Raw genomic sequence first — 13,898 nt, 5'->3', positions numbered from 1 at the left:
GAAATTTATGAATCTTTCTATGAAAAAGCTGGTCGTCCCTATATTTTTAGATATGTTTTTACACTTTATAACGCTTATCATAAACACCTACATGGTGACAAAAGTGAGCGTGCATCTAGTTGGCGCCATGGGTGCGGGCAATCAAGTGATGGACCTTTTTATGACCATTTTTAACTTTTTAAGCATGGGCTGCTCAGTCGTCGTCGCACAAGCACTTGGAGCAAAGCAAAACGAGCTAGCTTCAAGCGTCATACACGCAAGCATCACGTCAAATACGGTCTTTGGCATCTTTTCAGCCATCATCATCTACGTCTTTGGCTACAACATCTTAAATTTACTAAACGTTCCAAACGATCTCATAAACGATAGTTTCTCATACCTTCACATACTTGGCTTTGCATTGCTCTTTGATGGCATCGGCATGGTGCTAGCTGCGGTGCTTCGCGTCTATAATCTAGCAACCGCTGTGATGCTAACCTCGGTTTTAATGAACATCATCACCATCTTTGGCAACGCCATCGCTCTTTTTGGCTGGTTTGATCTGCCAAATTTAGGCCTGCAAGGTGTTGCTATCTCGACATTTGTGGGCAGACTAATAGGCGTTTTTGTCCTACTTTACATGCTCATACGCGTGGCAAAAGTTAGAATTTATCTTAGCAAACTGCTTGTAGTGCCGTTTGGAATTTTAAAGAAAATACTCTCAGTTGGCTTGCCAAGCGCTGGCGAAAATTTACTCTGGATGGCGCAGTACATGGTCGCATTTGGCTTTATCGCGAGCATGGGCGAGGCAACTCTTAGCGTGCAGACTATCTACTTTCAGATCACGCTTCTCATCTTGCTTTGTGGAGCGAGTATCAGCGTGGCAAACGAGGTCATCGTGGGACACTTGGTTGGGGCAAGCGAGTTTAACGAGGCCTATACGAGGACCTTTAAAGCCTTGTGGCTTGGCATTTTTATAACGCTCGTCGTCGTTTTGATCGCCTATGCCTTAAAGTATAAGATCATGGACGCGCTAAATTTAGATGAGGGCTTGCGCAAGATAATGCTACCGCTCTTTACCCTCTCGATCGTGCTAGAAGCTGGCAGAACCTTTAACATCGTCATAGTAAATGCCCTTCGTGCAAGTGGTGACGCTAAATTTCCACTAGCAACTGGGCTTATCTTTATGTGGGGGCTTTCGCTGCCGCTTGGATATTTCTTAGGCATACACCTTGGCTGGGGCATCGTTGGCGTTTGGATAGGATTTTGCGCTGATGAGTGGCTAAGAGGCCTTGCAAATACATGGCGCTGGAGAAGCAAAAAGTGGCAAGAAAAACGCCTAGTTTGAGGCAAAAGAGCCTAAATTTAGACTTTTATGGTCTAAGCGTTTTAGTAAATTTTAAAACAAATGTAAAGGCTATGCGATTAAGAGTTGGCAAGGATGCTAAGATCACGCTTTCTATGCCATTTTACAGCACGCAAAAGATGGCTCTTAGCTTTCTTGAGACGCACAGAATTTGGCTTGAAAACTCATATAAAAAAGCTCTTTTAAATTTACCAAAAGATGATGAGATGAAATTTCTTGGGCAAATTTATAAGATCAAATTTGATGAGAGCGTAAATGTGCCATTTTTTGAAGATAAATTTATCATAACGCCAAATTTAAAGGCACTTGAGCGCTTTAAAAAAGCAAGAGCAAAAGAGCTATTTTTAGAGCTTGTAAGCCATTTTGAGCCTTTTATAAACAAGCCAGTTAGTCGCATCGTCATACGAAATAGCAAAACTCGCTGGGGCAGCTGCAACCACAAAAAAGGCTATATAAACTTAAGCCTAAGGCTCATAGAAAAGCCGCTCTCAGCCGTGCGATATGTCGTGCTTCACGAGCTTACTCACCTACTCTACCCGCATCATCAAAGCAGTTTTTATAAATTTATAGAAGCCATCATGCCTGATTACAAAGCGCAAGAGCAAATTTTAAAATCGTAATTATTTTTCATCAAGTAAGTGTAAATTTAATATGATAAAATTGCATATTACTTTACAAAAGGAAAATTTGATGAAAAAGATGATTTTTATCTCTCTTCTAGCAGCTTGCGCTCTAGCAGGCGACTTTGAAGATGGTTTGAAAGCTTATGCTGACTCAAATTTCAAAGAAGCCTTGGCTAAATTTGAAGCAGGTTGCGCGGCAAATGACGCAAGATCATGCCTAAAAGCAGGTGCGATCTATCAGCTAGGCAAAACTGACGTGCCAGATAGTAACAAAGCGCTAGAGCTTTACAATAAAGCTTGCCAAGGCGGCGAAAAAGAGGGTTGCTCGGCAGCTGGTGGAATTTATCTAGATAATGATCCACAAAAAGCAAGAGAGCTTTTTAACAAAGCTTGCGAACAAAATGACGGCTACTCTTGCGGCATGATAGGCTCGATACTAATAGAAGCTAAGAAATTTAAAGAGGCTTACACCTTCTTAGTAAAAGGCTGCAAGCTAAGCGACAAGCTCGCTTGCGAGTTTGCAGGCGATCTAAAACGCTCAAAACAACTTTGATCTTTAGGCTTTAAAAGCCTAAATTCTCACTTTTTACAAAATCAATGAAAATTTTATCAATAAATTTAAAAGTTTAGGCAAGAGGGCTCTTGCCTAGTGTTAAATCGCTCTTATTTGATCAAGCGGTTTATCTTTTATGCCCCACTGAGTCATAAAGACAAAGCCATAAAGAGCAGCTGCCACGATGTAGGCTGTGTATTCGTTTGGCATCAGACCAAATTTCACGCAGATATTTGGCACAAGAGCTAAAGGCACGACAGGGATAAGTAGCAACCTTTCCCAAATTCTAAGCTTTGTGACGTAGTAGCCTTGCAGCAAGCTAGAAAAGGCAAACATTCCCACGATCGCCATGCCAAATACAAGTAAAATTTCAAGCGGATTGCTCATCCAGACTATCCCTTTTGAATCAAGCGGATCGCTCGTGTTTATGCTCTCAATTAGCATAAGTTTGTTGTTAAAGAAAAAGGCAAATGGCAAGATCGCTGTTCTTAAATCGTAAAAAAATCCTTGCACGCCAACGGTTATTGGATTTGCCTTGGCAATACCCGCTGCTGCGTAGGCTGCGATGCCAACTGGCGGCGTATCATCAGCTAAAATTCCAAAGTAAAATACAAAAAGATGCACGGCGATGGCTGGGATTAAGAAGCCATTTTTGTGCGCTAAAAACAAGATAACTGGCGCAACAAGGCTTGAGACAACGATGTAGTTTGCTGTCGTTGGAAGTCCCATACCAAGGATGAGCGACATAAGAGCCGTTAAAAGTAGGATCATCATGATATTATCGCCTGCTAAAAGCTCGACTAGATCAGAAAGTACTTGACCAAGGCCAGTTAGCGAGATAGAGCCCACGATGATGCCAGCAAGCGCTGTTGCGATGGCTATTGTAGTCATGCTCTTTGCAGCCGTAACCATTGCCCAAAATATATCCTCAAAACCAAGAAGCACGTCGTTTAGCCCTACTTTTTCGCCTGAAGCTAGCTTTTTAGTTGGCTCTTGAAAGATCATTATCAAAAATAAAAATCCAATCGCATTAAAAGCCGCTGAGATAGCTGATTCTTTTGCGATTAGTAGCGTATAAAGTAAAATCAAGATCGGCGTTATATAGTGAAGACCGCTTACAAAAATTTTAAATCTTGAGTGAAATTCGCTCTGATTTATGCCTTTTAGTCCAAGCTTAACGCTCTCTAAATGCACGATGAAAAATAGTGACAAATAACAAGCAAATGCTGGGATAACCGCTGCCATCATGACATTTGTATATGTCATACCTAAAAACTCAGCGATGATAAAAGCAGCCGCACCCATAATAGGAGGCATGAGCTGTCCATTTACGCCAGCTGCGACCTCGATGGCTCCAGCTTTTGTGCGTGAAAGGCCAGCTTTTTTCATAAGCGGTATGGTAAATGTACCAACGGTTACGACGTTTGCTGTTGAGCTACCTGAAACCATGCCTGTTAGGCCGCTTGCGATGACTGAAGCCTTAGCTGGGCCACCTCTATATTTGCCAAGAAGAGAAAAGGCTAAATTTATAAAGTATTGTCCAGCGCCTGCTCGCTCTAACAATGAACCAAAAAGAACAAAAAGGTAGATAAAACTAACGCTAACGCCGATAGGCACGCCAAAAACGCCCTCGGTTGTTAAAAACATGTGCCCTGCGATCTTTTCAAAGCTAGCGCCTTGGTGAGCGATGATGTCTGGCATATAAGGGCCAAAGTGATCATATATCAAAAATAATATACAAATGATAGGAAGCGCTGGTCCCATGACACGCCTGCCAGCCTCAAGTAAGACAATGATAGCCAAAAACGATATGACGATATCTTGAGTGATATAATCCCCTGTCCTATCAGCTAGCTCGTAAAAATAAACCGCTGGATAAAGCACGGCAACAACGCCTACCACGCAAAAAACTAGGTCGTAAAGTGGCAAACTTGAGTGAGCCTTTTTATGAAAAGTGACTGGATAGAGCAAAAATACAAGCCCAACCGCAAAGGCTAGGTGCACTGAGCGCGAAATGTTAGTATTTAGTGGGAAATACGCTATATAAAGCTGAAAAACCGACCAAGAGAAACACGCAAATGCGATGAAATAGTTGTAAATATTGCTATTTATCTCTCTTGTCTTTACTTCGACAAATTGTTCTTCGTTGTCATTAACTTCGTTCATCTCTCTCCTTTAAAATTTAAATATATAAATTTAGAAGAAATTTGCATATTTAAATTTTATCCAGAGGCAAAGCCCCTGGAGATGGATTATTTTAAGATACCAGCCTCTTTAAATGCAGCCTCTGCAGCTGGGTGAAGCGGAGCTGAAAGACCTTGAACGAGATCTTCTTTATTTACTGATTTTAGCGCTGGGTGAAGAGTTTTATACTCATCAAAGTTATCTAAGATAGCTTTTATCACAGCTTTTACAGCCTCATCTTTTGTATCTTTGCTAGTTACCAAAACAGCCTTTACGCCGATAGTATTTACATCGTGATCGACGCCATCATATGAGCCTTTTGGGATCACACCTTTTGCAAAGTATGGTTTTTCTTTAAGAAGATTATCGATCTCGCTACCTTCGATATTTAGGATATCGATAGGCAAAGATGTCGCAGCATCAGTGATGTTTGCAGTTGGGTGACCAACGACAAAGCTATAACCATCTATCTTTTTATCTTTTAGTGCGTGTGGGCATTCGCCAACTGTTAAAACGCCGCGATATCCTAGTTTTGAAACGTCAAAGCCTTTTGCTTTAAAGACTTCAAGCGTACTCACTTCGTTGCCGCTACCTGGGTTTCCGACGTTATATTTTTTGCCTGCAAAAGACTGGATATCACTTGTTAGGCCGCTATCTTTTGCCACGACAAATGCAAGAAGCTCTGGATAGATAGCCACTACTGAGCGTAGATTTTCATCTTTTGCTCCGTCAAATTTGCCAGTGCCGTTATATTTGTCATAGACGACGTCGCTTTGAACAAAGCCAAATGTAAGCTCTTTTTTAAGGACGTTATTTACGTTATAAACAGAGCCGCCAGTTGATTGGACAGAGCATTTTACGTCTGTATTTTTGTTTGCCAAACGGCAGATCGCTCCACCTATCGGATAGTACGTGCCTGTCATGCCGCCAGTGCCGATACTGATAAATTCTTTTGCTGAAAGTGTTGTTGCCAAAAGCAATCCAGCAAGTGCCAAAGAAGTAGTTTTCATCTAAAATCCTTTCAAAAAATTTAAGGCTATTTTATTCTATAAATTTAGCTTTGTATCTTTTTGATATGATATTTTTATGCCATTTTGGTAAAGTTGCAACTATTCTACACAATCAAGGCTTAAAAAAATATTTTCTTAAGAATAAATTTATATTTCTTTTACGAGCATTCTAAATTTTAAGAGCTAGAAGTAAAATTTCTAGCTCCAAATTTAATCGATAAATCTCTTTGTGATATTTGCGTAGGCATCGATCCTGCGGTCTCTTAAAAATGGCCAAATTCTGCGCACTTCTTCGCTTCTTTTCATATCTATCTCAACGATCTTGCAAAGCTCATCTGTGCTGTTTGCACGGAAAAGTTGCTCGCCTTGAGGCCCAAAAACAAAGCTATTTCCCCAAAACTTAATCCCATCCATCACGCCGCTATCATCTTTTTCAAAGCCCACGCGATTTACTGCGACCACTGGCAGGCCGTTTGCCACGCTGTGACCTCTTTGCACCGCCACCCACGCTTCAAGCTGTCTTGACTTTTCATCATCACTATCGCCCTCAAACCAGCCAATAGCCGTTGGATAGATGAGAATTTTTGCCCCTTTTAGCGCCATCAGCCTTGCTGCTTCTGGATACCACTGATCCCAGCAGACCAAAACGCCAAGCTTGCCAAGGCTCGTCTCAATAGGCTCAAAGCCGATATCGCCAGGCGTGAAGTAAAATTTCTCGTAAAATCCAGGATCATCAGGGATGTGCATTTTTCGGTATTTGCCAGCCACACTGCCGTCACGCTCGAAGACAAAGGCGGTGTTGTGATAAAGTCCGTCAGCCCTCTTTTCAAAGAGCGAAGTGACTAAAACTACGCCATTTTCTTTTGCAACCCTGCCCCAAAAAGCGATGTCTTCTTGCCAGTCGTTTGCATGATCAAAGAAATTTGTATCCTCGCTTTGGCAAAAGTACTGCGTCTGGTGTAGCTCTTGGCAGACCACGAGATCAGCGCCACCTTTTTTTGCCTCAGCTATTAGCTCAAGCGTCTTTGCGATAGTTGCCTCTTTTGTCCCTTTAAATTCTTGTTGAAGTAGTGCTACTTTCATCTCATCTCCCTTCTTTGTCGTTGTATGGGTCTAAATGCGTGGTTATCTGCCACGAAAATTCCTTAAATTTCTCTCTTATCTCAGCTTCAAGCGAGTCAGCCACCTCGTGCGCGTCGTAAAGCGAGATATCTTTGTCAAAAACTAAATGCAGCGTTAAAAATATGGTATTTGCGCTCTGTCTTGTGTTTAGGTAGTGAAAGTCTGAAATTCTCTGCTTTGCCTTTATCATCTTGATGATCTCAGCTGTGATCTTGGGGCTTGCTGCGTGATCTAGCAAGACACCAAGGGCGTCCTTGCCAAGACTTATGGCACTTTGAGCGATGTAGCCGCTTATCACGATACCAAAGATCGCATCTATCATCACAAATCCACTAAATTTAATGATAAGTAGCGAGATAATGACTGCAAGGTTGCTAAAAAGGTCGATCTTATAGTGCAGCGCGTCTGCTTTGATGATAAGGTTGCCACTTTTTTTAGAAATTTGGTTTAAAAATAGCACCAAACATAGCGTCACTATGACCGAAAATACCATCACGCCAAGGCTTAAGCCAAGGTCTATCTCTAAATTTGGCTCGCTAAATTTCTTAACACTCTCATAAAATATATATCCAGCAGCCAGCACGATGATGACGCACTCAAATAACGCTGCTAACGCCTCTAGCTTTGTGTAGCCAAAGTTAAATCTCTCATCGGCTTGCTTTCTTGACTTTCTAAGCGCAAATAAATTTAAAAGCGAAACGATAAAATCAAGCATCGAATCAATCGCCGAGCCAAGCACAGCGACTGAGCCACTAAAAAGTCCAGCTGCAAATTTCACAAGTGCGAGCAAAAAGGCGCAAGCTCCAGCTGCGATAACGGCCTTATTTTCGCCTTGCGTGCACTCTTGCTTATTTATGCTGTTAAACTCATAATCAAACGGACTTGACAAGGCTAAGCCCTCTTGTATCTATTTTGACTTGAGCAGTGAAGCGAGCCATTTTGACGGACAAAAACTAGCGAATTTACACCGATGATCTTTCTATCTGGCAGTGCCTTGGCAAGTAAATTTAGCACCTTTTCGTCGTTTTCGTCGTTATATGTTGGCACGATTAGCGCACCATTTATAAAGATAAAATTTGCATAGGTGCAGCCAAGCCTTTTGCCCTCATAAAATTTAGGCTTAGGTAGTGGCAGAGCAAGTAGCTTAAAGCCAGTTTTTTTAAGCTCATCCTCCATCCTTTTTAGCTCATCAAAGTGCTCGTCGCTCTTGTCATCGCAAGCTACGTAAGCAATAGTATCAGGCGTGATAAAACGCGCTAAAGTGTCGATGTGGCTATCTGTGTCATCACCTTTTATAAAGCCATTTTCAAGCCAGATGATACGCTTTAAGCCAAATAAATTTTTTAGTTTTTCTTCTATCTGCTCTTTGCTAAGTGCTTTGTTTCTATTTTCATTTAGTAGGCATTTTGAAGTAGTTAAAAGCACGCCATCTCCATTAAACTCGACACTTCCGCCCTCTAGTATCATATCAACAGGCTCAAGCTTAGTTTTGTAAATTTTAGCTAGCTCTAAATTTATCGCATCATCTTTTGAGCTCTTAAATTTACCGCCCCAGGCGTTAAATTTAAAGTCATAGCTCTTTACACCGTCCTTGGTGCAAACGTCGATCATACCGTAATCTCTAATCCAAGTATCGTCAGTATCAAGCTTAACAAACTCAACATTTTTAAATTTCTTAAACCTAGTGAAATTTGCCTCATCAGGGCAGATAAGCACCACCTTTTCAAAGGGCGTAACAGCAGCCACAAGCTCCTCATAGCCCGCCAAAATCTCCTCTAAATAAGGCTCCCAGTCGCTCTTACTATGTGGCAGCGATAAAAACAAAAGCTCCTGCTCTTCCCACTCTGCATACGCTCTCACGCTTTCTCCTTGTAAATTTTATAAATTCCATAAATCGTAATGATTATCCAAAAGACCTCTATAAAAAATGAGCCGAGGTTAAAATGCACAAAAAGCGAGATTATAAGTAGCACTGCGCCTGCTAAATTTATTATCTGATAGGCTAGATCGTGGCTATTTAGACGGCCGATCTGAAGCAAAAAGTAGCCCATCACGATACAAATCATCCCTAAAAAGCCGATGATCTGAAAAAGATCGATCAAATTTTATCCTTTTTGTAAGCTTAAATTTAAAGCGTGATCATATCTAATTAGTTTTAAATTTATGATTATGGGATAAAATAACTCCATTTTTCAGATTGGATTAAAGTTTATGGATTTTGAGTTTATTGAGAAATTTTACCCCCTTTTTGTAAAAGCTGGGGTGCTCACCTGTCAGATCGCCTTTTTGGGGATCGTCTTTTCTATTTTGATAGGCATTTTTTGCATGGCTGTGAAATTTTACAAGCTAAAATTTCTCTCAAAGCTCGTTGATTGCTACGTTGAGCTTTCAAGAAACACGCCGCTTCTTATCCAGCTCTTCTTTTTATACTACGGCTTGCCAAAGCTTGGAGTATCGATGAGCGGCTTTGCCTGTGCGGTCGCGGGACTTAGCTTTCTTGGTGGCAGCTACATGAGCGAGAGCTTTAGACTTGGTTTTGAGGCGGTGAGAAAGTCGCAGATAGAAGCAGGACTTAGCATCGCTCTTAGTAAAAATCAGCTCCTAAGATATGTCATCTTGCCACAAGCCTTTAGCGTGGCACTGCCAAGCATCAGCGCAAACGTCATATTTTTGCTAAAAGAGACAAGTATCGTTAGTATCGTAGCCCTTGCTGATCTAGTCTATGTCGCAAAAGATCTCATCGGGCTTTACTACAAGACAGATGAGGCGCTTTTTATGCTGGTTATTAGCTATCTTGTCATCATCTTGCCAGTCTCGCTGGCGCTTAGCTACGTCGAAAAAAGGGTGAGAAATGCAAGGAGTTAGTATATTATTTGACACGCAAAATTTGCTAAGACTGCTTGAAGGTCTTGTGGTAAGCACCGAAATTTCGCTTATTTCTATCGTCATCTCCATTATCGGCGGCCTCATACTTGGCGTTTTGATGAGTATGAAAAACAAATTTATCTATTTTGTTTTAAAAATTTGCCTAGAGATCGTTCGTATCATGCCTCAGATCGTCTGGTTATTTTTATTTTATTTTGGCGTTAGCAAGGCTTTTGATATCCATATCTCGGCATTTACCACCTCACTCATCGTCTTTAGCCTTTGGGGCATTTTTGAGATGATGGATATCGTGCGAGGAGCGATCACCTCGATACCAAAGCACCAGTTTGAGTCAGCCGCCTCGCTGGGGCTTAGCAAATTTCAAATTTACTTTTATGTCATCATCCCGCTTGCTACAAGAAGACTGGTGCCTGGAGCTGTAAATTTACTAAGCCGTATGATAAAAACGACCTCTATCGTCGTTCTAATCGGCGTTGTAGAGGTGGTCAAAGTCGGCCAGCAGATCATCGAGCGAAATGTATTTACAAATCCTATGGCGCCATTTTGGATATACACGCTCATATTCTTTTTATATTTTGCGATCTGCTATCCAGTCTCAAAGCTATCAAAAAAATTAGAAGAAAAATGGAGCTAAAATGAGCGAAAATATCTTAGAACTTAAAAATTTAAATAAATTTTATGGAGAGCTTCACGCCTTAAAGGATATAAATTTAGAGGTAAAAAGTGGCGAAGTGGTCGTGCTTCTTGGACCATCGGGATGTGGCAAGAGCACAACTCTTAGGTGTATAAACGGCCTTGAGAGCATAGCAAGCGGCGAGATCATCATAGACGGCGAAGTGATAGACGCTAAATTTAAAGAGTGGCAAAGGATCCGCCAAAAGGTCGGCATGGTCTTTCAAAGCTACGAGCTGTTTGATCATATGAACGTCATCGATAACGTCCTTCTTGGGCCTTTGAAGGTGCAAAAAAGAGATAGGGTCGAGGCTGAAAAAACGGCTGATATGTGGCTTAGCAAGGTTGGGCTACTTGATAAGAAATTTGCCTATCCAAAGGAGCTAAGCGGCGGTCAAAAGCAGCGCATAGCAATAGTAAGAAGCCTTTGCTTAAACCCTGAGATCATGCTATTTGACGAGGTTACGGCTGCACTTGATCCAGAGATCGTTAGAGAAGTGCTCGATGTGATACTAAATTTAGCCAAAGATGGCATGACGATGCTAATAGTAACCCACGAGATGAGCTTTGCAAGGGCGGTTGCTAACAAGATCGTATTTATGGACGCTGGAGCGATCGTGGAGATCAGCGAACCAGAGGAGTTTTTTACTAATCCAAAGAGCGAGCGAGCGAAGAAATTTCTAAATTTATTCTCGTTTTAGAAAAAATAAGAGATAATTTGCCGTTTTTTCAAAATGCGTTTAGAGCGAGACTTGGTCGCTCTTATTTACTAAATTTTCTAAAGGAGAAAGAGTGAGAAAATTTAAATTTTTCTTATTAGCATTAGTCGCTACCGTCTTTCTAACGGGTTGTGGTGATGACAAAGGTGCGGACAAATCGGCCGCTTCAAACCAAGCTGATACGATCGCAAAGATCAAAGAGCGTGGATATATAAGGATAGGCGTTTTTAGCGACAAACCGCCATTTGGCTACGTCGATAAAGACGGCAAAAACCAAGGCTATGACATTTACTTTGCAAAACGCATCGCAAAAGACTTACTTGGCGATGAGAGTAAGGTCAAATTTGAGCTAGTAGAGGCTGCTGGCAGGGTCGAAGTGCTCACAGCCGACAAGGTCGATATCACGCTTGCAAATTTCACAAAGACGCCTGAGCGCGCGCAAGTTGTTGATTTTGCGCTTCCATATATGAAGGTCTCACTTGGCATCGTTAGCCCAGAAGGTGCTGTGATAAAGAGCGTCGATGAGCTAAAAGATAAGACACTAATCGTCAATAAAGGCACAACAGCGGACGCATTTTTTACAAAAAATTATCCTGATATCAAGCTTTTAAAGTATGATCAAAACACCGAAACTTTCGCAGCTTTGGTTGATAAAAGAGGTGCTGCTCTAGCGCATGATAATGCCCTACTTTTTGCCTGGGCGAAAGAGACTCCTGGCTTTGTCGTTGGCGTTGAGGCGCTTGGCGATGTGGATGTGATAGCTCCAGCTGTCAAAAAGGGCAACAAAGCCTTGCTTGAGTGGCTAAACAACGAGATCGTCGAGCTTGGAAAAGAAAATTTCTTCCACAAAGACTATGATGCAACACTAAAACCAATCTATGGCGATAGTGTCAATCCTGAATCTCTAGTCGTCGAAGGCGGCAAACTCTAAATTCAAAGTGAGTGATCATAGTGAATGAATTTAATGAATATGTTCGCGATAGATTTTCTGAATTCGGCGATATTGTCATAAAATCCATGATGGGTGGATACCTTGTATATTTTAACGGTAAACTGATAGGTGACATTTGTAATAATGAACTGTTTTTAAAGAGAACGCCGACATCGGACAGACTTCTTGCAGACTCAGAACTACGTTATCCTTATAATGGCTCAAAGACGTTAATGCATGTATTCGAGAAATTTGAGGATGCGAATTTGATTGGAGAATTGTTGTGCGGCATGTATGCGGAACTGCCCGAAAAGAAACCAGCAAAAGCCAGATAAGTTGGATGTTTAAATAAAAATTTAAAAAGCATTTTGGAGTAAATTTAACCCAAAATGCTTTTATTGGCTACATCAAGCTCTTTAGTAAATTTGTCACTTTTTGTTCAATCTCTTCTAAGAATTCCTTACTCTTTGCCTCAAATCTAGTAACGATAACTGGCGTTGTATTTGACGCACGCACCAGTGCCCAGCCATTTTCAAACTGAATTCTTATGCCATCAATATCAATGATATTTTTTATCTTTGGCAGGTCGCAGCCTTCATTTTTCACGCACTCTTTTAGCTTAGCAACTATCTTAAATTTAGCCTCGTCAGTCGTCTTTATCTTGATCTCATCGGTGCTAAAGACAAGCGGCATCTTATCAAGCTCGCCGTCAAGGTCAAAGCCCTTATGAACTAGCTCAAGCACCCTCATCATCGCATAAAGCGCATCATCAAAGCCAAAATAGCGCTCTTTAAAGAAGATATGACCGCTCACTTCAGCCGCAAGATCTACGTTTAGCTCTTTCATCATTTTTTTGATGTTGCTGTGTCCAGTCTTGCCCATGAAAACTTCGCCGATTTTTGCGATCTCATCATACATATTTTGTGAGCATTTTACTTCGCCAAGCACCTTTGGATGTTTCATATTTAGCGCATAAAGATAGGCAAGCTCATCGCCTTTTATATCTCTTTTTGGCGTTATCACGGCGATCCTGTCGCCATCTCCGTCAAAGCCAAATCCAAGGTCAAATTCCTTCTTTTCGATGAGCGAAAATATCTCTTTTAAATTCTCTTTTTCGCTTGGGTCTGGGTGGTGATTTGGGAAATTTCCGTCTGGATCTTCATATAAAATTTTCGCATTTAGCCCAAGCGCCTTGACGATAGGCACCAAGCTCACGCCTACAGCGCCATTTGCGCAGTCGATGACAAAAGGCTTTTTGAAATTTTTAAGCTCGCTAAATTCTTTTACAAAAAACTCGACATATTTTTCTAAGATGTTAAATTTCTCACAGCTCTCATCGTCTGATATTTGCTCACCAGAGGCGATTATCTCGTTCACCTTATCTTTTAAAATTTGCAAATCTTTGCCAAAAAAACTATCTTTTTTAATGGTGATCTTAAAGCCGTTATAATCTTTTGGATTGTGAGAGCCCGTGATCATGATATTTGCGTCAAAATAGTCAGCATAAACGCTAAAATAGCCAACAGGAGTTGGTAGCAAGCCGATGCTATAAATTTTAAAGCCGCCAGCCTTGTTTAGGCCACTTAACAGACACCTAAAAAGCGTGCTAGCACTTAGCCTTGCGTCAAAACCAACGCTTAAAGTTTTCACGCCAAATTCGTTAAATTTCTTACCCAAAGCAAGTCCTATAGCCTTGACGCTATCTTCTGTCAAGTCTTTTTCAAAAATGCCGCGGATGTCGTATTCTCTAAAAATTTCATCATATTTCATTGTAAATTCTCCCTAAAAGAATGCAAAAATGATACAAGAATAAATTTAAAAAGGAGTAAATAATTTTATAAATTTAGTGAGGT

General features: G+C 41.1%; 15 protein-coding genes. 8 read left to right on the top strand and 7 right to left on the bottom strand.

Annotated features, from left to right (window positions below; all coding sequences use genetic code 11):
* Positions 1-7: 7 nt before the first annotated feature.
* The 3 genes from MTT09_RS04480 (at position 8) to MTT09_RS04470 (ending at position 2,521) form a co-directional block, all read left to right on the top strand.
* Positions 8-1,327 carry an MATE family efflux transporter gene (locus MTT09_RS04480; protein WP_009293656.1) on the top strand — a complete coding sequence of 440 codons (1,320 nt, stop codon included), beginning with the start codon at positions 8-10 and terminating at the stop codon, positions 1,325-1,327.
* Positions 1,282-1,965, top strand: a complete 684-nt coding sequence (locus tag MTT09_RS04475; protein WP_429803710.1) for a M48 family metallopeptidase — start codon at positions 1,282-1,284, stop codon at positions 1,963-1,965. Before MTT09_RS04480 ends, MTT09_RS04475 begins: the two co-directional genes overlap by 46 nt.
* Before the next feature lie 70 nt (positions 1,966-2,035).
* Complete coding sequence (locus MTT09_RS04470) at positions 2,036-2,521, top strand: tetratricopeptide repeat protein (protein ID WP_429802784.1); 486 nt, start codon at positions 2,036-2,038, stop codon at positions 2,519-2,521.
* Between the two features lie 99 nt (positions 2,522-2,620).
* Here MTT09_RS04470 and MTT09_RS04465 read toward each other — a convergent pair whose 3' ends face one another.
* From MTT09_RS04465 to MTT09_RS04440, 6 genes are all read right to left on the bottom strand, one after another.
* Positions 2,621-4,687, bottom strand: a complete 2,067-nt coding sequence (locus tag MTT09_RS04465) for a TRAP transporter permease (RefSeq protein ID WP_429802782.1) — start codon at positions 4,685-4,687, stop codon at positions 2,621-2,623.
* 86 nt (positions 4,688-4,773) lie between these two features.
* Entirely contained in the window at positions 4,774-5,715 is a 942-nt protein-coding gene (locus MTT09_RS04460) for a TAXI family TRAP transporter solute-binding subunit (RefSeq protein ID WP_021085228.1), read from the bottom strand.
* Positions 5,716-5,925: 210 nt separating this feature from the next.
* A complete protein-coding gene (locus tag MTT09_RS04455; RefSeq protein ID WP_429802779.1) occupies positions 5,926-6,798 on the bottom strand; it encodes a carbon-nitrogen hydrolase in 873 nt (290 codons plus the stop codon).
* A 1-nt stretch (position 6,799) separates the two neighbouring features.
* Entirely contained in the window at positions 6,800-7,726 is a 927-nt protein-coding gene (locus tag MTT09_RS04450) for a cation diffusion facilitator family transporter (RefSeq protein ID WP_103639511.1), read from the bottom strand.
* Between the two features lie 2 nt (positions 7,727-7,728).
* The gene (locus MTT09_RS04445; RefSeq protein WP_103599588.1) at positions 7,729-8,697 is read right to left on the bottom strand and encodes an agmatine deiminase family protein; all 969 of its coding nucleotides are present in this window, start codon (positions 8,695-8,697) and stop codon (positions 7,729-7,731) included.
* Positions 8,694-8,939, bottom strand: coding sequence for a CBU_0592 family membrane protein (locus tag MTT09_RS04440; RefSeq protein WP_429802776.1), 246 nt, complete (start codon positions 8,937-8,939; stop codon positions 8,694-8,696). The genes MTT09_RS04445 and MTT09_RS04440 overlap by 4 nt, the downstream gene beginning before the upstream one ends.
* Positions 8,940-9,048: 109 nt before the next feature.
* Here MTT09_RS04440 and MTT09_RS04435 point away from each other — a divergent pair, with 109 nt between their 5' ends.
* The 5 genes from MTT09_RS04435 to MTT09_RS04415 all read left to right on the top strand — a co-directional run bounded on the left by MTT09_RS04435 (position 9,049) and on the right by MTT09_RS04415 (position 12,380).
* A complete protein-coding gene (locus MTT09_RS04435) occupies positions 9,049-9,702 on the top strand; it encodes an amino acid ABC transporter permease (protein WP_103599586.1) in 654 nt (217 codons plus the stop codon).
* On the top strand, positions 9,689-10,357 hold the full coding sequence (locus MTT09_RS04430; RefSeq protein ID WP_429802773.1) for an amino acid ABC transporter permease: 669 nt from the start codon (positions 9,689-9,691) through the stop codon (positions 10,355-10,357). The genes MTT09_RS04435 and MTT09_RS04430 overlap by 14 nt, the downstream gene beginning before the upstream one ends.
* Before the next feature lies 1 nt (position 10,358).
* Entirely contained in the window at positions 10,359-11,096 is a 738-nt protein-coding gene (locus tag MTT09_RS04425) for an amino acid ABC transporter ATP-binding protein (protein ID WP_429802771.1), read from the top strand.
* Positions 11,097-11,187: 91 nt separating this feature from the next.
* Positions 11,188-12,045 (top strand): transporter substrate-binding domain-containing protein, encoded by an 858-nt coding sequence (locus MTT09_RS04420; RefSeq protein WP_429802769.1) that lies wholly within the window; start codon positions 11,188-11,190, stop codon positions 12,043-12,045.
* Between the two features lie 20 nt (positions 12,046-12,065).
* Positions 12,066-12,380 carry a TfoX/Sxy family protein gene (locus tag MTT09_RS04415; RefSeq protein WP_103634887.1) on the top strand — a complete coding sequence of 105 codons (315 nt, stop codon included), beginning with the start codon at positions 12,066-12,068 and terminating at the stop codon, positions 12,378-12,380.
* Positions 12,381-12,447: 67 nt separating this feature from the next.
* On the opposite strand, the gene MTT09_RS04410 is transcribed toward MTT09_RS04415, so the two are convergent.
* On the bottom strand, positions 12,448-13,815 hold the full coding sequence (locus MTT09_RS04410; protein WP_429802766.1) for a phosphomannomutase/phosphoglucomutase: 1,368 nt from the start codon (positions 13,813-13,815) through the stop codon (positions 12,448-12,450).
* Positions 13,816-13,898: the final 83 nt, after the last annotated feature.

It is taken from the genome of Campylobacter concisus (genome assembly GCF_050447505.1).
Lineage (GTDB): Bacteria > Campylobacterota > Campylobacteria > Campylobacterales > Campylobacteraceae > Campylobacter_A > Campylobacter_A concisus_BP.
This window is presented reverse-complemented; position numbering and strand designations above follow the sequence as displayed.